The following is a 26276-nucleotide window of genomic DNA, read 5'->3' as shown; positions in this document are numbered from 1 at the left end:
TGTCCGGGGCAAGGTCGCGAGCCGCCATAGCGCCGTTCTGGACTTCGACATGTTGTGTCAAAGCCACCTCATATCCATTTATAAGGTCATTTAACTGACCTACGCTCCGGCCATGCGTCTACGAAATCGGGCGTTCTCCGCCCTGGTCACCGTCGGCCTGGTCGTCGCCGGTGTCGCAACCCTCACCTCCCTTCCGGCCTCGGCCGAACCCGGCGCCGTGGTGATCAGCCAGGTCTACGGGGGTGGCGGGAACGCGGGTGCGCCGCTCACCAACGACTACGTCGAACTGTTCAACCGGAGCACGGGCACCCTCTCCCTCGACGGCTGGTCGGTTCAGTACGCGAGCGCCACCGGAACCGGGAACTTCGCCGCCAATCCGGTGGCCGCGCTCTCCGGGTCGATCCCGCCCGGCGGCTACCACCTGGTTCAGCTCGCGGGCGGAGCGAGCGGTTCCCCGCCACCGGCCGCCGACTCCACCGGCGCCGCCAACCTGAGCGGCGGCGCGGGCAAGGTGGCCCTGGTCAGATCCGCGACCGGCCTGGCCTGCAACGGAGGATCGGCCGCGTGCTCGGCCGAGCAGCTCGCCCTGGTCGCCGACCTGGTGGGGTACGGCACCGCCAACTTCTTCGAAGGGAGCGGCGCCGCGCCGGCCCTCTCCGTCACCACCGCGGGCCTGCGCAAGGAGAACGGCTGCCTCGACACCGACCAGAACGCCACGGACCTGGAGTCGGGCGCGCCCGCACCGCGTAACTCGGCCTCCCCGGCGGCGCCCTGCGGCCCGGACAGCAGCCCCACCCCGACCCCGACGGTCACCCCCACCCCGACCCCGACGGTGACGCCCGAGCCCTGCGACGTCGCACCCACCCATGAGGTCGCCCAGGTGCAGGGGTCGGGGGCGTCGACCCCGATCCCCGGTCAGACGGTCCGGGTCGAGGGCGTGGTGACGGGTGACTTCCAGGAGACGACGCAGCTCAGCGGCTTCTACCTGCAGGACCCGACCCCGGACGCCGACCCCGCCACCTCCGACGGGCTGTTCGTGTTCGCCCGAGCCTCGATCAAGGACGTCAACGTCGGGGACCGGGTGCTGGTCACCGGACGCGCGGCCGAGTTCAACGGCCTGACCCAGGTGTCCTCGGTGACCGCCGTGGACGTCTGCGGAACCGGGACCGTCGCGCCGCGGCCGGTGAGCCTGCCGCTCGCCGAGGGCGCGAGCTTCGAGCCGCTGGAGGGCGTGCTGCTCCGCTTCCCCGAGCCGCTCGTCGCCACCGAGCACTTCAACCTCGGCCGTTTCGGCGAGGTCACCGTCTCCTCCGAGGGGCGGCTCTTCCATCCGACCGACCGCGCGGGCGGTTCGCAGGCGCTGAACAACCGTCGTAGCCTGCTCGTCGACGACGGCTCAAACGTGCAGAACCCCGCCCAGGTGCCGTACACCTCACCGCGCACGGTGCGTCTGGGCGACGCCGCGGTCGGGATCGAGGGCGTGCTCTCCTACGGCTTCAACCTGTACCGGCTCCAGCCGACCAAGCCGATCACCTTCCTGCGCACCAACCCGCGGATCCCGGTGCCCTTCCCGGTGATCGGCAACGTGAAGGTCGCGAGCTTCAACACCCTGAACTGGTTCACCACCGACAACCCGCCCGGCCGCGGCGCGAACAACCCGGCCGAGCGGACCCGCCAGCTCGACAAGCTCGTCTCGGCGATCAAGACGATCAACGCGGACGTGGTCGGGCTGATGGAGGTCGAGAACAACGGCCAGACGGCCCTGGACGCGCTGGTCGGCGCCCTCAACGCCCAGATGGGCGCGGGTACCTACGCCGCGCTGGCGCATCCCTTCCCGGGGACCGACGTGATCCAGGTCGGTGTCGTCTACAAGCCCGGCAAGGTACGGCCGGTGGGCGCCGCCGAATCCAGCGAGGATCCGGTGTTCAGCCGGCCGCCGCTGATCCAGAAGTTCGAGCGGACCGGCGGCAGCGAGCCGTTCACCATGATCGTCAACCACTTCAAGTCGAAGCGGTGCGACGGCGCCACCGGGCCCGAAGCCGACCAGGGAGACGGCCAGGCCTGCTGGAACCCGACCCGGATCCGGCAGTCGCAGGCCGTGCTGGATCTGATCGCGACCCGGAACCTGGTGAACCCGCTCGTCATCGGCGACCTGAACTCCTACGGCGAGGAGGACCCGATCGACACCCTGGAGGCGGCCGGTCTGGTCAGCGCGACCAAGCGCTTCGTCCCGGCCCCGCTCCGCTACACCTACACCTTCGAGGCCCAGTCCGGCGAGCTCGACCACGCCATGGTCGGCGGGACGCTGCGCAACCGTCTGACCAGCGCCGCCATCTGGCACATCAACGCCGACGAGGCCCGGATCCTCGACTACAACACCGAGTTCAACCCACCGTCCCTCTACGCCCCCGACGCCTACCGCTCCTCCGACCACGACCCCGTCGTCCTCGGCCTGACCCTGCTCCGCCGCTAACCGGCCCCCGCGGCGTCTCCGCCCCCAACGGAGACGCCGCATGGTCCGTTCCGGCCGTGTTCCAATCGGCACCCGGTGCCCTCAGGTCACAACAGCCGGTAAGGACTCAGTCACCTCGGGTCTCATTGACGCGGTTGCCGGCGGCATCGAAGCTGCACCAGATGGGGCGACTCTCGGTCAGGAGCCATGATGCGTGACGATCAGAGGTCGGCTGCGGCACAGATCCATGTGGCGGAGGCGGGCTCGCCAAAAAGACGGCCGATGTCCGGTTGGTGGCTGGAGTTCGAGCTCACCGGTCGTTGCCAGCTCACCTGCGCTCACTGCTACGCCGACTCAGGGCCCGGCGTCGGGCAGGGCTCCATGACCACCGGGGAATGGCGAAAGCTCATCGCTGAGACCGCAGCGCTTGGAGTCACCCGTGTTCAACTGATCGGAGGTGAGCCGACCGCGCACCCGGATTTCCCGGTCCTCCTAGCCGAAGCCGTTGAAGTCGGTTTGATGGTGGAGGTCTACAGCAATCTCATCGCGGTACGTGATCAGTGGTGGGATCTGTTCCGTCACCCGCTGGTCAGTCTCGCAACCAGTTACTACTCCGATGATCCGGCTGAGCATGCTCGCATCACCGGGAATCGGGCTGCCCACGCTCGAACGATGCGAAGCATCGTCAAGGCGGTTCGCCTGGGAATCCCGGTGCGGGCTGGGATTGTGGCGATTCTGGCTGGACAGCGGATTGAGCAGGCACAGACCCAGTTGCGAACGTTTGGGGTAACCGAGATCGTGGTCGACCGTGTGCGCCGGGTCGGCCGGGCGGCTTTCACTGTTCCGGACGTGTCACAGCTTTGCGGCCGGTGTGGGGAGCGCAAGGCGACCGTTGGCCCATCCGGAGATGTCTGGCCATGCGTGTTGTCCCGCTGGATGGTGGCGGGTAACGTACGCACGACTCCTTTGGAAGAGATCGTCGGCGGTGACCGGTGGCGTGTGCTGGTATCGCAGATTCCCCGTGTGCGTTCAGGCCCCAAGAGTGATCCCGAACTGTGTGATCCGGTCCGAGGCGACGGACGGGACTGCCACCCGTCAACCACACCTGCTTGCAACCCCAAATATGACGAACCCTTTGGTCCTCCGCCAAAACCACCGAGAAAATGAGCAGTATGGAGTGGGAAGCCCGAGCCGAGGCGTTGGCCGCCACCACGACGCCGCGTGGGTCGCAGTGGCGGGAGCCGGTTGCGAGCACGCCCCGGCATGGTTTTGTCCCCCGGTGGTGGGAGATCGCATCGGGTGACGGACTAGGGGTGTGGGAACTGCGCGACGGGGAGTCCGATCCCGAGCGGTGGCTGGAGGCGGCCTACAGCGATCTGACCCTGGTGACCAGGGTAGGACCCGCCCACGCCGATCACGCTAAGCCCGACGATCATCCGGATGGCCGGCCGACGTCGTCTTCGACGCTCCCGGGGCTGGTCGTGTCGATGCTGCGGCACGCGGAGATCTACGAGGGTGCCGACGTGCTGGACGTGGCCACCGGGTCCGGATACAGCGCGGCGTTGCTGGCCAAACGACTGGGCGACCGGCGGGTGACCAGCATCGACGTCGATCCGTACCTGGTGGAGGCCGCCGCAGGTCGGCTGGCCGACATCGGGCTGTATCCACGGGTGATGGCGGTGGACGCCACCGGTCCGATCCCGGGGGACTACGACAGGATCGTGTCGATGGTGTCGGTACGACCGATTCCGGCGAGCTGGCTGAGCACGCTTCGGCATGGCGGTCGGCTGGTCACGGTGATCACGGGCACCTGTCTGATCGTCACCGCGACCAAGGTGCGCAATCGGAGGTGGGCGGCGGTCGGACGGGTGGAGTGGGATCGGGCCATGTTCATGTCCACACGGTCCGGGCCGGACTATCCGCCGGGTGTGAGCGAGATGTTGGGCGAGATACGGGATCGGGCGGGTGAAAGCGTCTCGACAGGGCGGTATCCGCTGGTCCGCGTCTCGTGGAACTGGGAGTTGCCTTCGATGCTGGAGATACTCGCCCCAGGTGTCGAGCACGGCTTTCTGGAAGAAGCCGACGGAGTCCGTACGGCGCTCATGGCGCACGAGGACGGTTCCTGGGCGCGGGCGAGCGCTCGGGGGGACGAACCACCGGTGATCCATCAGGGCGGTCCGCGCCGGTTGTGGGACATTCTCGATGGCATTCGGCATACGTGGCTGGTCGAGGGGGCGCTCCCTCTGCACGGGGCACAGGTGCTGATCGCGCACGACGGCTCGATGGTCCTGAGCCGAGGCTCCTGGGAAGGTCGTATCGCGTAGCGTTGACCAGGTGAAACTTTCCCGCGGGTGGGGCGCGGTGATCGGGTAGGGTCGAATCATGCGACGTATTTCCCGGCCGCTCGGGGTCATTGCCACCGTTTCTCTGACCGCGCTCCTCCTCGCCGGGTGCAGCGAGATCCAAGAGGTCAACAACGCCGTGGACAAGGTCCAGGCGTGCGCCGAGGCCACCAGGATCGGGACCACCGTCGCCGGGAAGGTCGTCGGCTTGGCGAACGATCCGGCCGCGGTGGAGAAGGCGCTCAACGAGGCGTCGAACGATCTCAAGGCGGCTGCGGACAAGGCGGGGAACACCACGCTTCAGGAGGCCATCAACGGTCTGGCGGAGAGCTACCGGAATCTGAGCCTGGACAGCGTCAACAACGCCGTGGACTCGGCGCAGAAGGCCGTGACCGACACCACCAGGTATCTCGCGGACATCGCCAAGGCCTGCGGCTGACCGCTCGGCCGGACTCGGAGAGCAGGGTGTAGCAGGCCAGGTGGAGGGGGAGCCGCAGGCCGGGGCGGTCCGGGTCGACGCCCCGGGCGCGGATTCGCTCCGGGCCAAGCGCCGCGTCGCGGCGCACGCCGAGCCGGGCCGCGGTCCGGCGGCGCGACGAGCATGGCGCCCGGCACGGGCGCGTCGTGCGCGGAGAGCGGCTCGGTGAGCACAACGTAGGCGGAGCCGACCGGCTCGGGCCGGGGGAGCCCGGCAGACATCACGCGGTGGCCGGGCTCCGGTGCGGCCTGACGCGAGAAATCCATGCTCCAGGTGGAGCCCTCCGATCTTTCGGGTTGTTTGCTTCGACGAACTGATTCCGGTCGGCCCATCCCGCGAACGAGAAGAAGCCTTTCCGGCCGGACGGCGGCCGAAGGGGGAGGACACCTCGGATCACGTGAGCCCGCCAAGCGGGCGAGGGGATGGGCCGTCTCCACGGTGCCTGCAGGGGTCCTGTCGTCGCCCTGGGCGCGTCGGCCCGGGGCGGTGCGGTACTCCTGGGCTGTCGTCGCGTGTTATTGACAAATTGGTTTTTCAATAACAGGATCGCCCCATGAGCACCGAGCTGGACGTCCTCAACGAGGCCGAACGCCTGAGGGGCACGCTGACCCCGCTGCGCCGACGGCTTCTGGAGGAGCTCCGCGAACCCGCCTCGGCCACCGTCCTCGCCACCCGCCTCGGCGAGACCCGTCAGCGGGTCAACTACCACCTGCGTGAGCTGGAGAAAGGCGGCCTCGTCGAGCTGGTCGAGACCCGGCAGCGCCGAGGCCGGGTCGAACGGCTCGTCCGCGCCACCGCCCGCGCGGTCATCGTCGCGCCCGAGGTCGTCGGCGAGCTCGGGCCGGCCGGCCAGGACGCCTTCGCCGTGGACGCGCTGCTCGCCGCCTCGGCACGCACCTTCGGCGAGCTGGTGGAGCTGCGCGACCTCGCCGCCGAGGCGGGCAAACGCCTTCTCACCTTCACCGTCGAGACCGAGGTCGGGTTCGAGACACCCGCCGACGTCCAACGGTTCGCCACCAGACTCGCCGAACTCACGGCCGAACTGGTGGCCGAATTCGACTCACCCCAGGCGACCCGCCGCTACCGCGTCGTGACCGGTGGGCACCCCCGGAGACGGCAAACCCCCAAGGAGACCACCCATGAATGAGCAGAAGCCCTTCACCGTCACCCAGGAGATCAAGGCGTCCCTGTCCGTCGTCTGGGACGCGCTCACCGACCTCGACCAGGTGTCCGAGTGGTTCGGCTGGCACCATCCGGGGATCGGCGAGGAGGTCCGTTTCATCTTCGCCGACCACGCGCGGCCCGTCCCGCCCGACCGGATCGAGCTCGCCGCCGATCAGGAGATCACCCTTAAGGCGGCCGGGGGCAGGACGATCGTGCGGGTCACCATGGCGGGCTCCGCCGAGGGCGTCGGCTGGGACGAGGTCTACGACGGGCTGGAGGAAGGCTGGCGCGGCTTCTTCGAGCAGCTCCGCTTCCGGCTGGAGCGCCGGCCGGAGGGACGTCGCCGCACGGTCTTCCTCTCCGGCGAAGCGGCCTGGCCAGATGTTCGCGGCGTCCTCACCTGGGCCGGGATGGCCGAGCCCTGGCACGACAGCCGCCACGTGCTGATGGCCGTCGACGGCGAAGGGCACCTGGCCACCGTCTTCGGCACCAGGCGCCAGGACGACGAGGGGAGCGGGCCGATCACCCTCACCCTCACCGTGTACGACATGGACGAGCAGGCCTTCACCATCCACCGCGACGCCTGGGAGTCCCGCTGGCGCGCGATCGCCAAGAACCCCGAGGTCACCGTCTGAGCGATCCGGTACGGCCGCAACTCATCCGGACGGCCGGTTCGCGTGGGACGACAGACACGGGGCCGTTCCACCGTGGCGACGGCGGTCCGGCACGACAATCGCCGTTCCCGCTGTTTCTCAGGGCATTAAATATCATTTCGGATATATGGTACTTATATGATGAAACGCAAATTTCTGGTGTAGGGGAATTCGTCGCTCTATACTGAGCCTGACCTCCTTCGGGCATTCAATGAAACGGGGAATCGTCATAGCGCGACCTTGGGAGGCGGATCCGTCGGCGACACTTGCCCGGCGTCTGGGAAAGTCTCCGTTGGAGCTCGGAAACACGACCGGTGACGACGACTGCCCCGATATCTGGGAACTGGACAACGGGGATTTCGCGGTGGTCGGGCGGGATCTCACCGCCGCCTACACCGCGAGACTTCCCCAGGGCATGGCGATTTCCGCAGATGAGCGTCTTGTGGTCATCCCCCGGAGTACTCTCCTCTCCGCGAAGGCGGACATCCCCGGTGAGTGATCTCTTCGCCGGTCTTACCGGGGAACAACTGACACGCGATGCCTATGAGAGCGAGTTCCGCGAGCACTTCTGGCGGATCAACGACCACGGTTTCTGGAAACTCGAGCGACAGCAGTGGTTCAAGGAGCCGGGAAACGGGAGCTGGGAGGCGTTCGCGGCAGGTGACTGGCGGAGATCCATGGATATTCTCGCCGCTCAAGTCGATACGATAAAGGCTGATCGACAGAAGGTAATCGACCACGGGTTTGTCCCCCACCGGGTCCGCGTCGTGGAGCAGCCGGTCACCCCCTACCTGCACTGGGAGCTCGTCGTGCTGTGCATGCGGGCCAAGCACGGTGAGCGCATCCGCGTCGTGGGGGCGGAGGAGATACGGTCCCTCGACGCCGACGAGCAGGCGCCGGAGATCGTGGTCCTCGGGAACAGGGTGATGTACCGGGTCCTCTACGACGAGGACGGGGTCTCCGCCGGGGCGATCCGTTTCACCGACCAGGACCTGATCACGTGGTGGCGCGAGACCATCAGCGGCCTCTACGAGGTCGGCGAGGACCTGGACACCTTCTTCGAGCGCGAGATAGCCCCCCTCGACCCTCCGATCGCCCAAGGGTAGACCCGCAGGCGCGCCACGATCCGGGAGGAGTACGCGAAGAGTGGACGGTCCGTCGTCCTCGACGGGCTCGCCATGTCGTGTCGTGAGCTCGGCGAGGTCGAGCGGGCGAGGACGGGATGGCTGGAGGCGATGGAGCTTCTGTCGGGTTTCGACGACGAGAAGGCGACGGTCATGTGCGGCCGCATCGCCGCCGCGGTGGCCGAGCTTGGGGAGGGGTAGGCCGCGGGTTCGCCCCGCAGTGGCGACGTATGGCTTACACGTCGACCAGGGCGCCGAACCCGGAGGGTTGGTCGGCCGCTGAATGCGCGAGCGCCGCGAAGGCGCGGTCCGGCGGGTCGTCCTTCAGGGAAGGCGAACGCGCCGACGGAGGATGAGTGGTTTCGATAACGGGGTTATGCCGCCGCGGCTGAAGGTCTATGGTGAGTACAGGCCCAAGAAGTGTGGCCTGAGGAATCCCCTGTGCGGGATCACGTCCGCCGGGCACGGCTCTCGTGCGTCCGGCGCTTCGCCCCTTTGCCAACCCACCGCCGGTCGTCGGATTCGCCACCGCCGGGTTGCGGGCATCATCCTTTGAGGTGCTTGTCGATGTACACACTGCTGGAAGACCGCGAGCTCACCGAAGACGAGAAGTTCGAGCTGCTGACCTGCTGCGATCGGGGCGGCGAGGAGTGGACTCGGATCCGCGCCGAGCTCATCGAGTCGTTCATCCCGCTCGTCCGCTTCGTCGCGAACCGCTTCGCCGGGCGGGGCGAGGGCATGGACGAGCTCGTCCAGGTCGGCAACGTCGGGCTGATCAAGGCCGTCGACCGCTTCGACCCCTCCCTCGGCAACGCGTTCGCCACGTTCGCCGTCCCCACCATCGCCGGTGAGCTCAAACGACATTTCCGCGACCGCACCTGGGCGGTTCGCCCGCCGCGCCGCCTTCAGGAGCTCCGCGGGGAACTGCGGATCGCCCGCGCCGAGCTCGCCCAGCGTCTCGGCCGCAGCCCCAAGGTCGCCGAGCTCGCCGAGGAGATGGGCTGCTCGGCGGAGGAGGTCCTGGAGACGATCGCCGCCGACGAGGCGCACGACACCTACTCCCTGGACCGCCCGCTCGACGACAACGAGGACTCCTCGCTCCTGGACACCCTCGGCCAGGAGGATCGCGAACTCGACCTGGTCGAGTTCCGCGAGTCGCTCAAGCCCGCGATGCGGCACCTGCCCGTCCGGGAGCGGCGCATCCTGCTGCTCAGGTTCTACGGCAACAAGACCCAGCAGGAGATCGCCGAGGAGATGGGCGTCTCCCAGATGCACGTCTCCCGGCTGCTCTCCCAGACCCTGCGCAGACTCCGCTCCGAACTCACCCGCGCGTGAGCCGGTCCTGCGCCCGGTACGGCGTGGGCGGCGCGCCCCGGCCACCGCGCGGTGGTCCGGTTCCGGTCCGGCCTGCGGGCCGGTTTCCCCACGCGTCCGGGAGGCCGGGCCTCCCGGCTTTCGCGACGGCGGGGCGTGCGAGGGTTCCACCGCGGCTCGGCGGGCGCCGCGGCGCCGTACGGGATGCCGATCCGGTACGGCCTGCGGCCGGTGCCCTCGGTGAGCGCGTGAATCGGGGGACACCCGGGCATCGGGTGGGCCCGGGGCCGGCTCCGGCGGGGTGGCGCCGCGGTGTGCCGTACGGGGTGCGCTGTTCCCGGTCGGTCAGCCGCCGGATCGGACCCGCAGGGCGAGCAGGGTGACGTCTTCGAGCAGGCGCCCGCCCGCGAACTGGTCGCGGTCGTCCTGAACAGCCTTGACGAGCGGCGCGGCGGCCAGCCCCAGCGATCGGGCGAGGACGTCCGGGAGCCGTGTGTCGCCGTACACCTCGCCGCTGTCGTCCCGGGACTCGATCAGGCCGTGGGAGCACAGGACGAGGGCGTCGCCGTCGGCCAGGGTGATGTCCTCGGCGGCCACCTCGGCGTCGGCGGAGACCCCGAGGGGGAGTCCGCCGCCGGAGCAGGGACGGACCCCGGTGTCCGCGCGGAGCAGCGCGGGGGGATGGTGACCGGCGCAGGCCATCCGCACCGAGGCCGAGCCGGGCGCCGGGCGGAGGAGGCCGGCGAGGACCGCGACGCCGCGTCCGGAGCCGGGGCCGGCCTCCAGGGCCTCGTTGACCCGCCGGAGGATCTCGGTGGGGCAGCCCTCCGAGAGGCTCAGCACCCGGACGGCGTGCCGGACCAGCGAGGCGATCTCCACCGCCTCCCCTCCCCGGCCGAGCACGTTCCCGAACACGAAACCCCAGCCGTCCCTGGCCGGGAAGATGTCGTAGAAGTCTCCGCCTACCAGGACGCCGTCGCCCGCCCGGAAGTCGTCGGCCAGGTCCAGTCCCGGGATCGCGGGCAGGGTGCGCGGCAGCATGCCCGCCTGCAGGGATCGGGCGCTCTCGGCGCGGCTGCGGAAGGTGCGCTCGGTGGTGAGCGCCCGGGCGATGTTCTCCCCGATGTCCTCCAGCAACCCCAGGTCGGCGAGGTTGAACGGGGTCCGCTGGCCGGTCCGCACCAGGGTGAGCACGCCGAGGGAGCCCGACTGCTCGCGGAGCGGGACACCGATCACGGAGCTGGCGTCGAGGAGCGGCAGGACGGGACGTTCGCCGTCGGCGACGCCGAGCATGGTGTCCTCGGCGGGGAGTTCGTGCAGGGCGGATCCGCCGCTCTCGGCGACCTCCCGCACCATCGGCGCGTCACCGGGGTCCAGCTGGGTGAGCCGCCGGACCAGGTCCGATACCGGCTGGTCCCGCGGCCCGACGACCACGGCGCGGCGCAGCACCCCGTCCCGGTGGACGTCGATCAGCACCCAGTCGGCGAGCGTACCGGCGAGCAGGCGGGCCGCCCGGCCGACGGCGACCGGCTCGTGCAGGCTCTCCTCGTCCAGCAGGAGCCGGGTCATCCGGGTCATCACGTCCAGCCGCCGCGCGGCCACGACCGCGAGCCCCTCCTCGTCGTCCTGGGCCTGGACCGGCGCGGTCCGGGCGGGCCCGGGTTCGGTGAGTGCCGCCGCGACCGCGATCATCGGATGGGGCTCGCCGGGGATGTTCACCATGGTGAGGGAGAGCCGTACCTCGCTGACGTGGGTGCCTTTGGCCAGGCGGCTGTCGAAGCGGACGGTCGTGGCGTCCCGCAGGACCTCCGAGAGCCGGGAGCGGAACGCGGCCCGTCGGGGGAGGTCGACGAAGAGGGCGAAGGGCTTGCCGGTGAGGTATCCGGCGGGCGTGCCGAGGATCGCGGCGGCCTCGGGGTTGACCCGCCGGACCGCGCCCTGGGCGTCGAGGAGGAAGGTCGGTACGGGCAGGGTGCGGAAGACCTGTTTGAGGAGCCGGTACTCCCGTTCCGCCGGGCTTCCGCGGCGGCGTCCCCGCTCGCCGGATCCGGGGCTCCGGGTCAGGCAGGCGCGGATGAGGTCTTCGGCCGCGGCGAGTTCGACGAGCGCCGCGTCGAGGACGCCGTCGATGTCTCCGGGATAGCTCGCCCGCGCCTGACGCAGGTCGGACACCCGGTCGCTCAGTGCGGTCAGCTCCGCTTCGAGGTCGGAGATGGCCATCCTTTCCGTCATCAGAGCGGTCCTTACCGGCACAGAGGCCACGATCGATCCGACGGTAGTTCAATTCGCATACGTTTAGCCAGTAGCTGAGTGGAGATGCGAGAGAGGCCACCGTGACGCCACCCAAGACGGACTGGCCAGTGTTCACCGAGAGACTCGCACGTGATCTTGCCGAGCTCGCCCGAGTGGGCGAGGCGTCGACGGAGCACGTCCTGCAGCGGATCAACGCCCTGGTGGTCCGGGACATCCCGGGCTGTTCCGGCGGGACCGTCCAGGTCTGGGAGAGTGAACTGATCACCCAGGTCGCCACCTCCCACAGTGAGCTCACGATGCTGCTGGACCGGGAACGGGCCCTCGGCCAAGGTGTCTCATTCGCGGCGCTCTCGTCAATGAACCAGGTGCTCGCCGAAGATCTCCTGCACGAGGAGCGCTGGCCCGGATACGCCCGCGCCGCGATCCGGTACGGCGTCCGCTCGGTGATGATGCTCCCCTTTCACGTGGGGTCGGCCGGGGACGACACCGTGGTCACCCTGGGGCTCTACGCGGCCCGCCCGCAGGCCTTCGGGGCCGCGGCCGGCGCGAACGCCTGGGCGATCCTGCTCGCCGAGCAGGTCCGGGTCGCGCTCCGCAACGCCCGTGACTACGACGTCGCGCTCGCCGAAGCCCTTCAGATGCAGGAGGCGCTGGCCAATCGCGCCGAGATCGACCAGGCCAAGGGCATCCTCATGCACGCCCGCGGGCTGGACGCCGAGTCCGCCTTCCAGGAGTTGCGGCGGGTCTCCCAGCACCATCAGATCAAGGTCTCCGACGTGGCGCGCAAACTCGTGCGCGAGCAGCGCAAGGATCCCCCGTAGCCCGGTCAGCCGTTCCGGCGGCGGGTCAACCGGGTCACCAGGGGCTGGACGAACCAGCACCAGGTGCCGATCATCGCGACGGCGAGACCCAGGCCGATCGCCCACCATTCGTTGGTGAGCACCCGCAGGACCATCATCGTCGCGGCCAGCATCGCCACGCCGAGCGACCCCGCGCCGAGGATGCTGTAGATGTTGGACCTGCGGAGCAGGAGCTCCTTGGCCTCCACCCCGCTCCGGAACAGCACCCGATGCTGGGCGGCGGGGCTGATGAGGCAGATGGAGGCCACGGCCGCGGAGAGGAGCGCGGTGAGCAGCAGCCCGTGCTGGTCCGCCCCGAGCCGGGGGAAACCCGGGGAGAACGGCACGATGAGCAGGAAGGCGAAGAGTACCTGGACCCCGGTGGTCGCCACCCGGAGGCCCGCGAGGAGTTCGCCGAGCTCACGGTCGATGCGCTGCTTGTGGGTCTCCCCGGGGTACTCCCCCGGGGTTTCCGATGAGTTCCGTCCCCCGTTGGGGCCCGGTCCGGCGGGCGGGGTCACCTGTCGCCGCTCGCCGGACGGTGCGCGGCGACCGCGGCCCCGGTCACGCGCTCGTAGACCTGTGCGGTCTCGGTCGCGACCCGGCTCCAGCAGAACCGGGAGCGGGCCCGGTCTGCTCCGCCGATGCCGTAGGCGGTCCGCAGCGTCGGGTCTTCCAGCAGTGCGACGGCGGCCTTGGCGAGGAGATCGGACCGGCGCGGCGGGACCAGGGTGCCGGTGACGCCGTCCACGACCGTGTCGACGTGCCCGCCGACGGAGGAGGCCAGCACCGGGACGCCGCAGGCCATCGCCTCGAGCGGGGTCAGTCCGAAGGACTCGTACCAGGGTACGGAGATCACCGCGTCGGCGGAGCGGATCAGGCTCGGGAGCGACCTGCGGCCGATCTGCCCGAGGAACCGGACCCGGTCGCCGACCCCGGCCCGGATCGCGATGCGGCGGAGCCGGGCCACCTCCGGGTGGTCGTCGAGGGGGACGCCGCCGGACGCCCCCACCACCAGCAGTTCGGCCTGGGGGATCCGGGTCAGCGCGACGATCGCGGTGTCCACGCCCTTGCGGGGGGTGAGGTCGGTGAAGCAGAGCAGCCGGGGTCGCGGGGGGCGGTCGGCACGCGGGCCCTCCGGGGTGAAGGCCGTCAGGTCGACTCCTCCGGGGACCACGCTCGCCCGCCGCCGCGGCATCCCCATCCGTACCAGCTCGAACACCTCTTCACTGCAGGTGGCGACGGTCGCGTCGGCGTTCCGGGCCAGCAGGGCCTCGACCTGTCGGCGCCCGGGTGGGCAGACCGAGTCGTCCTGGTGGTGCCGGCGCGCGGTGACCCCTAGGGAGTGGAAGGTCTGCACCAGGGGGACGCCCAGTCCCTTCGCGGCGGACAGGACGGCGAGGCCGCTCGTCCAGTGGTGCGCGTGGGCGACGTCCGGCGGGTCGTGCGCGAACTCCTCGGCGAGGCGTCCGCCGAACTCGGGGATCCACGGCGACAGCTCGTTTCCGGCGATCGGCTCGGCGGGACCGGCGGGGAGGCGGACGACGTGGGCGTCCCGGGTGAGGCGGGAACGGCGGGCGGGATCGGGTCGCTGGGCGCGGGTGTAGACGGTGACGCGGTGACCGAGCGCCGAGAGGTGCCGGGCGAGCGCGGCCACATGGGTGTGCTGCCCGCTCGAACCGGCCTCGCCTGCGGCGAGCGGGTCGGCGTTCTGGGACACCAAAGCGATCTTCATTGGGCACCTCGTCGAATCATGGGGGTGTCGAGCGAACAAGCGCCCAAGAAGACGGCCCAAGACGCACGGACACCCGTGGGGAGACACCGGCCGGGCCGGGTGGGCGTGCCTGCGTCTTAGACACTGCTATCAGTCCTTCACCCCCGTGCCGGTCTCTAAACATCTCCGGCGGGGCGGTACGCCGGCTCAGGGGTCCGCGAGGGCGGATTCCACGTCGTCGTAGACGGGGAGGCGTTCGATCAGGCCGGTGACCCAGAGTACTTTGGTGGAGCGGTACCGGGCTCCGGCGAGCGCCAGCCGGCCGTCCAGGGCGGCGAGCTGTTTCCAGTAGTGGAGGATGACGCCGAGGGCCCGGGAGTCCATGAAGGTCACTCCCGAGATCTCCAGGATGATCAGCGTGCCGTGCTCGCGGAGCACCTCCGCGAGATGTCGGTCGAGCCGGGTCGACGTCAGCGTGTCGAGCTCACCGGCCACGGTGACGACGGCTTGGCCGTTTCGGACCTCGGTCGACAGGACAAGACTCACCATACTCCGCTTCTCGTGCACACTTCCGTTATTCGGGCGGGGGCTTCAGATTTGTGTTCTATCAGGCACAGGGTTTGTCGAGAGCCGGTTCGCCGAGGGAATGCGTGCTTGAGACAGCCGGTTGACGACAGGGAACACGAGCGTAACTGTGAGGAGCCACGGTGGCCACCATTGAGATTACCGAGCAGAACTTCAACGAGTTCGCCGATGAAGGCATCGTCCTGCTGGACTTCTGGGCGGCGTGGTGCCCCCCGTGCCGTACCTTCGGCCCGGTCTTTGAGAAGGCCTCGGACAAGCACCGGGACATCAAGTTCGGGAAGATCGACACGGAGGCCCAGCAGGGACTCGCCTCGGGGTTCGACATCACCTCGATCCCGACCGTGATGGCCATCCGGGACGGGATCGTGGTCTTCCAGCAGCCCGGCGCCTTGCCGGCCAACGCCCTTGAGGACCTCATCTCCCAGGTTCGTGCCCTCGACATGGACGAGATCCGGCGTGAGCTGGCTCAGGAGCTGGCCGAGGGCGCGGGTAACTGATCGAGGCGAAAGGCCACCGCCGCGCCAGGGGGCGGCGGTGGCCTCACCGTGCCGGGCGGCCGGACCCGGGATCGCCCGGAGCACCTGCGAGCGGCCCGGATCGTGAGATCTTCCCGTCACGAAGGCCATGATGTGCCCTAGCCTGTAATGCTGTGAGAGCATACTCCTTGGATTCGTGGCGAGACCTGCCCGCGGCCCAGCAGCCCGAGTGGCCCGATCCCGCTGAGCTTGAGCGTGTCGTCAAGGAGCTCGCGGGGTTGCCGCCACTGGTCTTCGCCGGGGAGTGCGACCAGCTCAAGGCGAAGCTGGCCGAGGTGGCGCAGGGCAAGGCGTTCGTCCTCCAGGGCGGGGACTGCGCCGAGACCTTCGCGGGTGCGACCGCGGACGACGTGCGGAACAAGCTGAAGACGCTGCTGCAGATGGCGATCGTCCTCACCTACGCGGCGAGCGTGCCCGTGGTCAAGATCGGGCGGTTGGCCGGTCAGTTCGCCAAGCCGCGCTCCAGCTCCGTCGAGACCCGGGACGGTGTGACGCTTCCCGCCTACCGCGGCGACATGGTCAACGGCTTCGAGTTCACCGAGGCGTCCCGGGTTCCCGATCCGGTGCGGCTCCTGCGCGCGTACCACTCCGCGGCGGTGACGCTGAACCTCATCCGGGCCTTCACCCGCGGCGGATACGCCGACCTGAGGCAGGTTCACGCCTGGAACCAGGACTTCGTGGGCGAGAGTCCCGCGGGGCGCCGGTACGACCGGCTCGCCTCCGAGATCGACCGCGCGCTCTCCTTCATGCAGGCCTGCGGCGCCGACATGGACGAGTTCCACAGCGTCGAGCTCTACTCCTCGCACGAGGCGCTCATCCTCGACTACGATCGCGCCCTCACCCGGATCGACTCGCGCAGCGGGCTGCCGTACGACGTCTCCGCGCACTTCGTCTGGATCGGGGAGCGGACCCGCCAGCTCGACGGGGCGCACGTGGAGTTCTTCCGGCAGATCCGCAACCCCATCGGGGTGAAGCTGGGTCCGACCACCTCACCGCAGGACGCGCTCGCACTGATCGACAAGCTCGACCCCGATCGCGAGCCGGGACGGCTGACGTTCATCACCCGGATGGGCGCCGGGCGGATCCGCGACCACCTGCCCGGCCTGGTGGAGAAGGTCACCGCCTCGGGTGCCAAGGTCGCCTGGATCTGCGATCCGATGCACGGCAACACCTTCGAGGCGCCGAGCGGGCACAAGACCCGCCGCGTCGACGACGTGCTGGACGAGGTCGCGGGCTTCTTCGAGGTGCACCGGTCGCTCGGCACCCACCCCGGCGGCATCCACATCGAGTTCACCGGCGACGACGTCACCGAGTGCGTGGGCGGCGGCCACGAGATCGCCGAGGACGACCTGCACCAGCGGTACGAGACGGCCTGCGACCCGCGGCTCAACCGCAGCCAGTCGCTGGATCTGGCCTTCATCGTCGCCGAGATGTACAACCAGGTGCACTGAGCCGGTGCCGCGCCGGACCCCGGGACGGGGTCCGGCGCGGGTTCACGGCGAGGTCAGACCACCGCGCCGGAGTCCCGGCGGTCGACCGGCCGCTTGGACTTGCCTCCGGGCGGCATGGGCGGCGGAGCCTTGCTGTACTTCTCGAACTCCAAGGCGAGCGGGGTCGCGGTGAACATCGACGACCAGGTGCCGATGAGGATCCCGACGATGAGCGCGACGGCGAAGTCCGTGAGGGAGTCGCCGCCGAGCACCGCCAGCGCGGTGAGGATGAACAGCGCCCCGAGACCGGTGTTGATGGTTCGCGGCACGGTCTGCAGGATCGCGGAGTTCGCGATCGCCGGCAGCGGGTCGGCGCGGTTGGCCCCCCACATCTCCCGGATCCGGTCGAACACCACGACGGAGTCGTTGACCGAGTATCCGATGACGGTGAGGATCGCCGCCAGGAACACCCCGTCGACGGGTTTGCCCAGCCAGGCGAAGACACCGGTGACGATGAGCACGTCGTGGAACATGGCCAGGACGGCGCCGAGCGCGAGCGACCATCGGAACCGGACGGTCAGGTAGAGCAGCTGGGCCGCGAGCGCCACCGCGAGCGCGATGAGGGCGTTTCTTCGCAGCTCGTCGCCGAGACTCGGGCCGATGAGCTCGTCACGCTGCTTGACGACCTTCCCGCCTTCCGCGGCGAGGGCCTGCTCGATCCGGACGGCCTCGTCGTTGGTGAGCTGCCCGGTCCGGACGGAGATGTCGGACCCGTTGGAGGTCTGGACCACCGCCCGGGGGAACCCGGCGTCGGCGACCGCCTTCCGGGCGGTCTCCACGTCGAGCTGCTTGGAGGTCGCGTACTCGATGAGCCGACCGCCGGTGAACTCCACCCCGATGTCGAGTCCGCGGGCCCCGATCCCGGTCAGGGCGAGGATGACCGCGATCCCGGAGACCGCCAGCCACATCCGCCGTCGCTTCATGAGGTTGAAGTTCTTGCGGGTCAGCCACGCGCGCACCCGGCCGATGTCGGCGATGCCGGTGATCTGCGGCTTGTTTCCGACGGCCTTGCGGGACACCATGAACTCGGTGAACACCCGGGTGATCAGCATCGCCGAGACCAGGGAGGCGAGCACACCGATGATCAGGGTGACCCCGAAGCCCCGCACCGGCCCGGAGGCCAGGAAGAACAGCAGTCCCGCGGCGAGGATCGTGGTGATGTTGGAGTCGGCGATGGCGCTCCACGCGTTGCGGAATCCGCCGCGGAGCGCCTTGGTCAGGCTGCGGTTCCCGGCGTACTCCTCCCGGGCCCGTTCGAACACCAGGACGTTGGCGTCGACCGCCATACCGATGGCGAGGACGAATCCCGCCAGCCCCGGCAGGGTGAGCGTGGCGCCGATGGCCACGAGGGCGGCGTAGGAGATGAGCCCGTAGAAGCAGAGGGCGATGGCCGCCATGAGCCCGGAGAGCCGGTACACGATGATGATGAACAGGCCGGTGAGGACGACACCGATGATCGCGGCCTTGAAGCTCGCGTCGATGGCCTGGACACCGAGGGTCGGGCCGACGGTCCGCTGCTCGATGATCTCCACGGGTACGGGCAGGGCGCCGCCGGAGATGAGGGCGGCGAGCTCCTTGGACTCCTCGGCGGTGAAGTCGCCGGTGATCTGGGTGGAGCCGCCTACGATACCGACGTTGCAGTTGACATCCGGGTTGACCTGCGGCGATGAGATGATCTTGTTGTCCAGTACGATCGCGACCAGACGTTTTGGATCATTCATCGGGGCACAGGCGGCCGTCCCGGTCAGCTTCGACCAGGCCCGCTGTCCGGGGCCCTTGAAGTCGATGGTGACGACCCAGGCGTTCGTACCCGGCGTTTGATCGAGTCCGGCCGACGCGCCGCTGACCTGCTCACCGGTGATCGCGCTGGGGCCGAGCAGCAGCTTCTCGCCGTTCACGTCGGTGAACACCGTTTCACCCTTGCCGGGTTTGGTGGACTCGTCGGCGAAGGCGGTCACGGGATGAAAGGTGAGCTGGGCGGTCTTGCCGATGACCTCGGCGGCCTTCCGGGGATCCTGGAGCCCGGGAAGTTCCACGATGATCCGTTTCTCGCCCGAGCGGACCACAGACGGCTCGGCGACCCCGAGCGCGTCGACCCGCCGGGTGAGGACCTCCTTGGCACGGTCGGTGGATTCACCGTTCGCCTTGGTGGTGGGTGAGTCCCTGGTCTCCAAGACGATCTGGGTACCGCCTTTCAGGTCAAGCCCGAGGCGCGGTGCCGAGGTGAAGACGAAATAGAAAGATAGGCCGATGACGGCGAGCGTGAAGAACGCCCGCACCACTAGGGCGCGAGACATGGGTTATCCCTTCCAACAGGTGGGTTCCGATAGGGAGGTCAGAAACCTGTGTGGAGGGGAGGTGCACGGCCGCGCGGGCCGTCACGGGGTGGACTCGCCGGCGTCGCCAGGACGAGGCGGGTCAGGGAGGCGAAGTCGGGTGGGGCGGGGAGCGGTGGATTGGCTTCGGGGAGGAGGCCGGCGCCTTGGACGACGCCGGCTTCGGTCACGCCGAGGGCGGAGGCGGCGAGGTCCCAGAGCCGCAGGGCGAGCAGCCGGGCCCGGGAGTGGGTTCCGGCGGTCGGTCCGCCCGAGCCCTCCCCGGCCGCCGGGGTCTCCCCCGGGAGGGACCGGGCCGGCCGCACCGGGCGGGTGGGCGCGGCGGCACGCCACTCGGCATACGATTCGCTGTGCACGAGGGACGCGCCGCCCCCGGAGACCGGGGCGGGTACGGCGAACGCGACGCCGGGGATCGCGGTGAACCCGGCGAGGATCAGGGTGGTGACGAGTGCGCGCACCGTCGTCCGGGCACGCGCGAGCGCGGTCTGGGACTCGTGTCGCACGTTCACCCCCCGCGTTCTGTGACTGCGATCACGTTATAACACCCGGCCACGGACCGGCACATCGCCGATCCGCCACATACGCTTCGATCTCCTGGCTTTTGCCGGAAACTGACCGGTCCCGGGTGGGGATGGTGGCCGCCTCGCGGGTGGGCAGGCCCACAGGGGTACGGCTGGACGCGGGCCTGCTTCGCCTGTCGTACGGGCTGCGCCGGGTGATCCGGCGGACCGGAGCGCGATCGGTCCGCCGGCGGCCGTACCCGTGGTGCATCCGCCGCGGCCCGGGCGGGTGCGGATCAGCAGTCGACGAGTGCCGGGCTCTGGTTGAGGATCTGCGCGCGGGCGGTGGTGAACTCCCGGTAGGCGCCGACGGCGGCCGGGTCGAACACCGCGACGCGATGGCAGTTCTGGAAGGCCAGCCTGACCCCGAAGTGCCGCTCCAGGGCACCGCGCATGGCGTCACTGGCGAGGGCGCGCAGCAGTTGCCCGCGGGCCGCCTCGTCCGGCGGGGGAACCTGGTTGTCGGCGAACGCGGCGCCGGACTCGGCCCGTTCGGCGACCAGGCCGCTCACCAGCGACCAGGCGTAGGGAAGAGAGTCGCGGACGCAGTCCAGGAAGGCCTGGTCGTCGACCTCGCCGGTCCGCGCCTGCCGGAGAAGGTCGTCAGAGACGGTCAGAGACATGTCAGTGCTCCTTATCAGCTTGACTCCCGAAATATCGCTCTTGTGACGATATGTAGGGAGATTTTGTTAACCATCTGTCGATGCGGTCAGAGAGTGGTGGCCCCGGAGGTACACAGGTCGGCCGGGCCGAAGGTGAACTCCGGGTCGATCTGGGCCACCAGGTCCTCCCCGGTCGCCAGGTTGGCCCAGGCCCGCGCGTTGCGGATGTGGAACTCCACGGTCTGCCGGCCGAATCTCCCCCAGTCCTTGGGGCGCGCGTCCACCGCACTCCTGACGGTCTCCAGCGCCGACCGGTTGGTCGGCTCCAGGTCGTCCATGGTGAAGGCGCGGCCCTGCTCCATCGCGCGGACGGCGGGGGAGTGGTCGAGGTGGATCAGGAGGTCGTCGCCGACGTTCTCGCGGAGGAACGCGAGGTCTGTGGGGTTCTGCACCTTGTTCCCCACGACCGCGATGGCCACGTCGTAGTCGGCGGCGTACTCGGCGTACTGCCGGTAGACGCTCACCCCCTGGCGGGTCGGCTCGGCCACCAGGACGGTCAGGTCGAACCGGGTGAACAGTCCAGAGGCGAACGCGTCCGCCCCGGCCGTCATGTCCACCACGACGTACTCGCCGCCCTCGTCGACGAGATGGTTGAGGTAGATCTCCACGGCTCCGATCTTGGAGTGGTAGCAGGCGACCCCGAGGTCGGCCTCGCTGAACGGCCCGGTGACCATCAGCCGCACGCCCTCCGCGGTCGCGCGGGTGAAGCGCGTGTGGATCGGGTCGTCCCCGCACGGCCGTACCAGCCGCGACCCGCGGCCCGGGGGTGTCGTCTTCACCATGGCGGCGGCCGAGCTGATGCGGGGGTTGTCGCCGCGGAAGTACTCCTTGACGTCGGCGAGGTGGCCGCCCATCGGCGGCGGTGTCTCGCCTTCCAGCCCGAGGGTCATGCCGAGGTGCTGGTTGATGTCGGCGTCCACGGCCAGGACGGGCAGTCCCGCGCTCGCCAGATGGCGGGCGAACAACGCCGAGAGCGTCGTCTTCCCGCTCCCGCCTTTGCCGACGAATGCGACTCTCATCGCGCGCAACCCTCTCTCGAAATGAAAACGATTATCGTTCTGGCGACATGGTAGTGCCATAAGCGGCTCCCGCGTCCAGGAAACACACGGAATCGCCATACACAACGGGCATGACTCTGCCGGGTTATGGTCTGTCAAATCCCTGAAATCCAGGCAAGCCGGACATCCATTAAGGATTTACGCCGTGAATCGATCCTGGTTCAGGGAAGCCGGGAGGCCGGAAACGACCGGTCATCCGGCACCGGCACGCGGAGTCGCCGGGGCCGGACCGAGCCGACCGAGTCCGTACGGGCGTCGCCGCGGCCCGGGACGAAACCGGCGGCGCGGGTCAGCGACAGGGCCGGTAGGGGAGTTCGGGGATGTGCCGCCGCCACTCTGCGGCGCTGAGGTCCCCGTCCCGGTCGCAGAGCCCGGCGGCGACGGCCTCGGGGTTGACGGGGATCTCGTGCAGCGTCCCGTCCGGGGAGGAGACGAGCAGCGTGTCCCCGTGGAAGGCCACCGCGGGACGGGACTCCGTGGGCAACATGATCGGCGAGCCGACCGGCCGTACCCCGCGCGGATCCCAGAGCCGGACGACCTCGTCCCGCCCGGAGAGCGAGGCGATCAGCCCGCTCCGGGAGGCGACCAGGGCTCCGACCGCGCCGGAGCCGGTGTTCAACGGGGAGCCGACCTGCTCGCGCAGCCCCGGGTCCCAGAAGGCGAGGCGGCCCGAACCGTCCCCGGTCACGGCGCCCTCCGCGGTGAACAGGACCACCCCGCGGGCGCGTACGTCGGGACCCGGCCGCGCCACCGTACCGGAGGCCGTGTCGATCAGGGAGCCGTAGAAGCCGTCCCCCGCGTAGAGCCGGCGTCCGTCCCGGCCGAAGGCGAGGTAGGCCCCGCCGACCGCGGGGACGCTTCTGATCCAGGTGCGCGCCGCGACGTCCCACAGCTCGACCTCGGGGTAGTCGGCCTCCGGGTCGTGCACGCCGAACGCCACGATCCGTCCGTCGGGGGAGAAGGCCGTACCCGTCACCCTGGCCCCCGCGCGCCGCAGCCGGATCTCGCCGAGACGGGTGCCGGTGAGGACGTCCCAGAGCGTCGTCGTCGGGGATTCGGGGTGGGTGAGGGCGAGCGTGCGGCCGTCGGGGCCGAACACCGGATGGTACGGGCCGACGGCCCCGGCCCCGCGGTGGTCACGCGGCCGTCCGGCCACGATCGCGGCGCCCAGCGGCGCCCGGCGGGCGACGTCGAAGACCCGGACCCGCCAGCCGTGCTCCTGGTCGTCGGCGACCGCGAGGAGGCGTCCGTCCGGGCTGAACCGTCGCTCGCCGTCACCGGGACCGAGTGTGACGGGTCTGGTGTGGCGGGCGACGTCGAAGGTGTGCACGGCGCCGAACGCGCCGGTCACCCGGAGCAGCCGTCCGTCGGCCGAGACCCGGGGGGCGGTGATCGACCCCGAGGGGGAGAACGCGGCGCTCTTCAGATGGGTGGCGTCGCCGGCGCGCCACAGGTGGATCGAGCCGGTGGACTCCACGCCGGCCAGGAACCGCCCGTCGGAGCTGAACGTCACCCGCTCGGCGGACGGGGTCAGCGCCGCGGTCCGCTCGTCGCCGCCGTCGACGTCGAACAGCCGGACGCCCGACCTGCCGGAGAGGGCGAGCGACCGCCCGTCGGGGCTGAACGTCCCCGAGCCGGCCGTCGCGGGCAGCCACGGCGCGGGGATCCGCTTCCCCCGGCGCAGATCCCACAGCTCGACGCGCCGCACACCCAGCGGGGCCCGCCACGAGATCGGGACCACGGTGGAGTGCTCCTCGGTGACGAAGAGCTCGCGCGCGGCGCGCGGGATGACCAGCGCCAGCCGGCCGGAGCGGTCGACCGCCACCACCGGTTCGGTGAGCACCACCACGGCGCGGTGGACGTCCCAGGTCTGGACGGCGTGGCCGGCGTCGATGATGAGCAGGTCGCCGCCGGGGCCGAACTCCAGCCGGTCGTAGCCGCCGGAGTCCACCTTGGGGCCGAAGGCCGGGCCGGGGGGCGCGGTCTCGCCGACCCGCCACAGCTGGGTGCCGCCCGTGCTCGCCACCGCCACGGTACGGCCGTCGGGGCTCACGGCAAGGCCGCGGACCGCACGCTCACCCGTCCAGCGGACGCGGGCGGTCTCCCGGTCGGCCTCGACGTCGTGGATCCGCAGCGTGCCGGATTCCCCCTCCGCCGGTCCCGGGGTGAAGACGGCCAGCCGGGTGCCGTCGGCGTTGAGCGCCTGGACCGACCCCTCGGTGTGGTTCGGGTCGGTGAAGACGTCCGTCGCGGGGTCGATCACCGAGTCGATGAGCTGGTCCCTGGCCTCGGGGACGGGGGCGATCCGCCAGGCGGCGACGCTCAGCCGCCGGGCGGTGGCGGGGTCGGCGACGCGCACCGCGGCGACGCGGTGCGCGACCACCCGGGCCATCGCCTCGTCGAGCTTGGCGTTGGCGAAGTCGGTCTGGGAGAGGGCGATCCCCGCGGCCGTGGTGGCGAGGACCACCAGGACCGCCAGGACGCCGGAGACGACGACCCTCCGGCGGGACTCCCGCTTGGCCTGCGCGGTGCTCCGCCGGAGGAAGTCGCGTTCCAGCGGGGTGAGGTCGTCGTGGTGCCCGGGCAGGTCGAGGAGTCTGCCCACGACCTCCAGACGTGCTCCGCGGTACAGCGTCCCGGGGTCGTGACCGTGCCGTTCCCAGGCTTCGGCGGCCTGGGTGAGCTGGCGTTGCGCGGTGAGGCGGTCGCGGTCTTCGTCGACCCAGCGGCGGAGCCGGGGCCAGGAGGCGATGAGGGCTTCGTGGGCGAGTTCCACGGTGTCGTGGTGGAGGGTGAGGAGCCTGGCCCCGGCGAGCAGCTCGATGATGCGGGAAGTGTCGGCGTCCCGCCCGGGGTCGAGCTCCGTGCGGGAGGCGGGTCGGCGGGTGTCGCCGGCCGCTCCGCCGGGGGTGATCAGCCGGAGCAGGATGCGGCGGGCCGCCTTGGCCTGCTCCGGCGTGAGCCGGCCGTACAGGATCTCCGCGGTGTGGCTGATCGCCCCGTGCACCCGCCCGATGTCCCGGTAGGTCTCCAGGGTCAGCAGCCTGCCCCGGCGGCGGCGCCAGGTCTCCCGGAGCGCGTGCGACATGAGCGGGAGCGCCCCCGGCTCGTCGGCGACGTCGGCGATGATCTCGGCGGTGAGGGTCCGCTCCACGGTGAGGCCCTCGGCCATGGCCGGCCGCAGGATCGCGTCCCGGAGCTCCTCCCGGTCCATCGGCCCGACCAGCAGGTTGGCGTCGCGGAGCGCCTCGGCGAGCTTGCGGTGTTCCGCGCACCGCCCGTAGAAATCCGCGCGGACCGCGAGGACCACCCGGATCCCGCTTTCGGGGGTGAGGAGCAGGTCGATGAAACGGGTCCGCTCATCCTGATCCGGGCAGAGGGTGAACACCTCCTCGAACTGGTCGACGATGACCAGAGGGCCTGAGCCGGGCTCCGCGGGGTGGAACAGCTCCGCGTGGCGCATCGGATGTTCCCCAGGGGTGATCACCTCGATCCGTCCGGGGGACCCGCCGGGCCGCGCCTTGCCCAGTGCCGCGGTGAGGCCGGCCCGGAGCAGGGAGGACTTGCCGCTGCCGGACGGGCCGAACACCGCGGCGAACCGCCGGGCCGTCAGCAGCTCCAGCAGCTCGCCGACGAGCCGGTCCCGTCCGAAGAAGAGGTGGGCGTCCTGGACGCCGTAGGAGGACAGGCCCGGGTACGGGCCCGCGGCCCCCTCGTCCTCCGGGAACTCCTGGGCGAGCTCGCGCTTGGCCCGATGCCAGCGCTCCTCCCAGTCGGCGGGGTCGCCTCCGCACACCTGCACGTAGGCGAGGACGACCTCCAGCGAGGCAAGCCGCTCACCGCCGGCGGCCTGGGAGAGGGTGGTGATCGAATACCCCGCGCGCCGGGCCATCGCGCGGTAGGTCAGCCCATCGGCCTCCTGGCGGAGTTTGCGCAGCTCGTAGGCGAGACGCTGTACAGGTCCCTCGGCCGGATCCACCGGGCTCTCACGACGACCCACCGCTATGGTGCTCCACTCGCGACGACGAGATAGCGCTCTTAGAGGCCCACAACCTACTTAGGTCAAGAAATTTCCGCAATTCATGTTAGAAGACTGTCCAATCGCGATTTGTCCCACCCGACAGGGCCGGATCACCTAGCCGTCCCGTCGGGCCCGGCCCGGGAAGCCGGGGCGTCGCGGGGACGCCCCGGCGGGTTCCGATCAGCAGGAGATCTTTGCCACCGGGCCGGTCACGGAGAACCTCCTCTTCGGGCCCGACCCCTCCTTGATCCACCCATGGGCGGCGACGCGATAGAAGTCCGTGCCCGATGCGCAGGCGACACCCTGGGGCAGGCGCTTGACGAACGGAGCACTCGACACACGCATGGGGACCCGGTAGACCACCCTCCAGCGGCCGTTGTCCAGCCGCTCAAGCCTGGCCCCAAGCCTTCCGGTCCTGGAGCCCGGATAGGCGGCGCACTTGGCGACGACGGTGGCCTTGACCCTGTTGCCGCTCCGCCGCGGGGTCGGGACCTCGATCGAGCCGCCCCGGCACGGCAGGGGTTTCACGACGGCCGAAGCAGCGGCGGGAACGGCCACCGGGGCGGTCGTCGGCCGGGCCGCTTCCGCGGTGGCGGGGAAGGTGAGCAGGGTCCCGATGAGGGCGGTCGCGCCGGCGACGACGGAAAGAATCTTGATGGTCTGCATTGACGGCTCCTGAGACGGGGAGGTTGTCA

General features: G+C 70.1%; 23 protein-coding genes. 13 read left to right on the top strand and 10 right to left on the bottom strand.

Translation table 11 applies throughout. The features are described from left to right. Window positions 1–112: 112 nt before the first annotated feature. The 10 genes from RUR_RS02890 (at window position 113) to RUR_RS02845 (ending at window position 9548) form a co-directional block, all read left to right on the top strand. Entirely contained in the window at window positions 113–2473 is a 2361-nt protein-coding gene (locus RUR_RS02890) for an ExeM/NucH family extracellular endonuclease (RefSeq protein ID WP_283133265.1), read from the top strand. A gap of 189 nt (window positions 2474–2662) precedes the next feature. After that, on the top strand, window positions 2663–3619 hold the full coding sequence (locus tag RUR_RS02885) for a radical SAM/SPASM domain-containing protein (RefSeq protein ID WP_283133264.1): 957 nt from the start codon (window positions 2663–2665) through the stop codon (window positions 3617–3619). A gap of 5 nt (window positions 3620–3624) precedes the next feature. Further along, window positions 3625–4776, top strand: coding sequence for a methyltransferase domain-containing protein (locus tag RUR_RS02880; protein ID WP_283133263.1), 1152 nt, complete (start codon window positions 3625–3627; stop codon window positions 4774–4776). A 58-nt stretch (window positions 4777–4834) separates the two neighbouring features. Further along, window positions 4835–5233: a hypothetical protein gene (locus RUR_RS02875; protein ID WP_283133262.1), complete on the top strand. Its 399-nt coding sequence runs from the start codon at window positions 4835–4837 to the stop codon at window positions 5231–5233. A gap of 592 nt (window positions 5234–5825) precedes the next feature. Next, window positions 5826–6419, top strand: coding sequence for a helix-turn-helix domain-containing protein (locus RUR_RS02870; protein ID WP_283133261.1), 594 nt, complete (start codon window positions 5826–5828; stop codon window positions 6417–6419). After that, window positions 6412–7071: an SRPBCC family protein gene (locus tag RUR_RS02865; protein ID WP_283133260.1), complete on the top strand. Its 660-nt coding sequence runs from the start codon at window positions 6412–6414 to the stop codon at window positions 7069–7071. Before RUR_RS02870 ends, RUR_RS02865 begins: the two co-directional genes overlap by 8 nt. Before the next feature lie 247 nt (window positions 7072–7318). Next, window positions 7319–7588 (top strand): hypothetical protein, encoded by a 270-nt coding sequence (locus RUR_RS02860; protein ID WP_283133993.1) that lies wholly within the window; start codon window positions 7319–7321, stop codon window positions 7586–7588. Continuing rightward, entirely contained in the window at window positions 7581–8195 is a 615-nt protein-coding gene (locus tag RUR_RS02855) for a DUF6879 family protein (protein WP_283133259.1), read from the top strand. The genes RUR_RS02860 and RUR_RS02855 overlap by 8 nt, the downstream gene beginning before the upstream one ends. A gap of 72 nt (window positions 8196–8267) precedes the next feature. After that, the gene (locus RUR_RS02850) at window positions 8268–8414 is read left to right on the top strand and encodes a hypothetical protein (protein ID WP_283133258.1); all 147 of its coding nucleotides are present in this window, start codon (window positions 8268–8270) and stop codon (window positions 8412–8414) included. Between the two features lie 366 nt (window positions 8415–8780). Next, on the top strand, window positions 8781–9548 hold the full coding sequence (locus RUR_RS02845) for a SigB/SigF/SigG family RNA polymerase sigma factor (protein WP_283133257.1): 768 nt from the start codon (window positions 8781–8783) through the stop codon (window positions 9546–9548). A gap of 324 nt (window positions 9549–9872) precedes the next feature. On the opposite strand, the gene RUR_RS02840 is transcribed toward RUR_RS02845, so the two are convergent. Continuing rightward, window positions 9873–11759, bottom strand: a complete 1887-nt coding sequence (locus RUR_RS02840) for a SpoIIE family protein phosphatase (protein ID WP_283133256.1) — start codon at window positions 11757–11759, stop codon at window positions 9873–9875. A gap of 128 nt (window positions 11760–11887) precedes the next feature. On the opposite strand from RUR_RS02840, the gene RUR_RS02835 reads away from it, so the two are divergent. After that, complete coding sequence (locus RUR_RS02835; RefSeq protein WP_283133255.1) at window positions 11888–12601, top strand: ANTAR domain-containing response regulator; 714 nt, start codon at window positions 11888–11890, stop codon at window positions 12599–12601. 5 nt (window positions 12602–12606) lie between these two features. On the opposite strand, the gene RUR_RS02830 is transcribed toward RUR_RS02835, so the two are convergent. The 3 genes from RUR_RS02830 to RUR_RS02820 all read right to left on the bottom strand — a co-directional run bounded on the left by RUR_RS02830 (window position 12607) and on the right by RUR_RS02820 (window position 14882). Then, a complete protein-coding gene (locus RUR_RS02830; protein WP_283133254.1) occupies window positions 12607–13140 on the bottom strand; it encodes a DUF6328 family protein in 534 nt (177 codons plus the stop codon). Beyond that, window positions 13137–14354: a glycosyltransferase gene (locus RUR_RS02825; RefSeq protein WP_283133253.1), complete on the bottom strand. Its 1218-nt coding sequence runs from the start codon at window positions 14352–14354 to the stop codon at window positions 13137–13139. The genes RUR_RS02830 and RUR_RS02825 overlap by 4 nt, the downstream gene beginning before the upstream one ends. Before the next feature lie 186 nt (window positions 14355–14540). Continuing rightward, window positions 14541–14882: an STAS domain-containing protein gene (locus RUR_RS02820; RefSeq protein WP_283133252.1), complete on the bottom strand. Its 342-nt coding sequence runs from the start codon at window positions 14880–14882 to the stop codon at window positions 14541–14543. Between the two features lie 158 nt (window positions 14883–15040). Between RUR_RS02820 and RUR_RS02815 the strand changes: the two genes are divergently transcribed. Both RUR_RS02815 and RUR_RS02810 read left to right on the top strand, forming a co-directional pair. Then, window positions 15041–15415, top strand: a complete 375-nt coding sequence (locus RUR_RS02815; protein WP_283133251.1) for a thioredoxin family protein — start codon at window positions 15041–15043, stop codon at window positions 15413–15415. 152 nt (window positions 15416–15567) lie between these two features. Continuing rightward, window positions 15568–16905 (top strand): class II 3-deoxy-7-phosphoheptulonate synthase, encoded by a 1338-nt coding sequence (locus RUR_RS02810; protein ID WP_283133250.1) that lies wholly within the window; start codon window positions 15568–15570, stop codon window positions 16903–16905. Between the two features lie 53 nt (window positions 16906–16958). On the opposite strand, the gene secD is transcribed toward RUR_RS02810, so the two are convergent. The 6 genes from secD to RUR_RS02780 form a co-directional block, all read right to left on the bottom strand. Beyond that, window positions 16959–19241 carry a protein translocase subunit SecD gene (secD, locus tag RUR_RS02805; RefSeq protein WP_283133249.1) on the bottom strand — a complete coding sequence of 761 codons (2283 nt, stop codon included), beginning with the start codon at window positions 19239–19241 and terminating at the stop codon, window positions 16959–16961. A gap of 38 nt (window positions 19242–19279) precedes the next feature. Continuing rightward, the gene (locus tag RUR_RS02800) at window positions 19280–19783 is read right to left on the bottom strand and encodes a hypothetical protein (protein WP_283133248.1); all 504 of its coding nucleotides are present in this window, start codon (window positions 19781–19783) and stop codon (window positions 19280–19282) included. A gap of 293 nt (window positions 19784–20076) precedes the next feature. Beyond that, window positions 20077–20463 (bottom strand): SCO5389 family protein, encoded by a 387-nt coding sequence (locus RUR_RS02795; RefSeq protein ID WP_283133247.1) that lies wholly within the window; start codon window positions 20461–20463, stop codon window positions 20077–20079. A gap of 86 nt (window positions 20464–20549) precedes the next feature. Continuing rightward, window positions 20550–21521 (bottom strand): ATP-binding protein, encoded by a 972-nt coding sequence (locus RUR_RS02790; RefSeq protein WP_283133246.1) that lies wholly within the window; start codon window positions 21519–21521, stop codon window positions 20550–20552. A 328-nt stretch (window positions 21522–21849) separates the two neighbouring features. Then, the gene (locus RUR_RS02785; RefSeq protein WP_283133245.1) at window positions 21850–25560 is read right to left on the bottom strand and encodes an nSTAND1 domain-containing NTPase; all 3711 of its coding nucleotides are present in this window, start codon (window positions 25558–25560) and stop codon (window positions 21850–21852) included. Between the two features lie 201 nt (window positions 25561–25761). Beyond that, complete coding sequence (locus tag RUR_RS02780; RefSeq protein ID WP_283133244.1) at window positions 25762–26247, bottom strand: hypothetical protein; 486 nt, start codon at window positions 26245–26247, stop codon at window positions 25762–25764. Window positions 26248–26276 lie beyond the last annotated feature (29 nt).

Source organism: Rhizohabitans arisaemae (assembly GCF_025996515.1).
In the GTDB taxonomy this organism is placed as follows: Bacteria; Actinomycetota; Actinomycetes; order Streptosporangiales; family Streptosporangiaceae; genus Rhizohabitans; species Rhizohabitans arisaemae.
The sequence above is the reverse complement of the archived record's forward strand: the minus strand, read 5'-3'. Positions and strand labels throughout refer to the sequence as shown.

Bases quoted from the DNA above. Each gene is read 5' to 3' on its own strand.
- RUR_RS02890 (WP_283133265.1), top strand. From the start codon at position 113: ATGCGTCTACGAAATCGGGCGTTCTCCGCCCTGGTCACCGTCGGCCTG.
- RUR_RS02885 (WP_283133264.1), top strand. From the start codon at position 2,663: ATGCGTGACGATCAGAGGTCGGCTGCGGCACAGATCCATGTGGCGGAG.
- RUR_RS02880 (WP_283133263.1), top strand. From the start codon at position 3,625: ATGGAGTGGGAAGCCCGAGCCGAGGCGTTGGCCGCCACCACGACGCCG.
- RUR_RS02875 (WP_283133262.1), top strand. From the start codon at position 4,835: ATGCGACGTATTTCCCGGCCGCTCGGGGTCATTGCCACCGTTTCTCTG.
- RUR_RS02870 (WP_283133261.1), top strand. From the start codon at position 5,826: ATGAGCACCGAGCTGGACGTCCTCAACGAGGCCGAACGCCTGAGGGGC.
- RUR_RS02865 (WP_283133260.1), top strand. From the start codon at position 6,412: ATGAATGAGCAGAAGCCCTTCACCGTCACCCAGGAGATCAAGGCGTCC.
- RUR_RS02850 (WP_283133258.1), top strand. From the start codon at position 8,268: ATGTCGTGTCGTGAGCTCGGCGAGGTCGAGCGGGCGAGGACGGGATGG.
- RUR_RS02845 (WP_283133257.1), top strand. From the start codon at position 8,781: ATGTACACACTGCTGGAAGACCGCGAGCTCACCGAAGACGAGAAGTTC.
- RUR_RS02840 (WP_283133256.1), bottom strand. From the start codon at position 11,759: ATGACGGAAAGGATGGCCATCTCCGACCTCGAAGCGGAGCTGACCGCA.
- RUR_RS02825 (WP_283133253.1), bottom strand. From the start codon at position 14,354: ATGAAGATCGCTTTGGTGTCCCAGAACGCCGACCCGCTCGCCGCAGGC.
- RUR_RS02820 (WP_283133252.1), bottom strand. From the start codon at position 14,882: ATGGTGAGTCTTGTCCTGTCGACCGAGGTCCGAAACGGCCAAGCCGTC.
- secD (WP_283133249.1), bottom strand. From the start codon at position 19,241: ATGTCTCGCGCCCTAGTGGTGCGGGCGTTCTTCACGCTCGCCGTCATC.
- RUR_RS02795 (WP_283133247.1), bottom strand. From the start codon at position 20,463: ATGTCTCTGACCGTCTCTGACGACCTTCTCCGGCAGGCGCGGACCGGC.
- RUR_RS02790 (WP_283133246.1), bottom strand. From the start codon at position 21,521: ATGAGAGTCGCATTCGTCGGCAAAGGCGGGAGCGGGAAGACGACGCTC.
- RUR_RS02780 (WP_283133244.1), bottom strand. From the start codon at position 26,247: ATGCAGACCATCAAGATTCTTTCCGTCGTCGCCGGCGCGACCGCCCTC.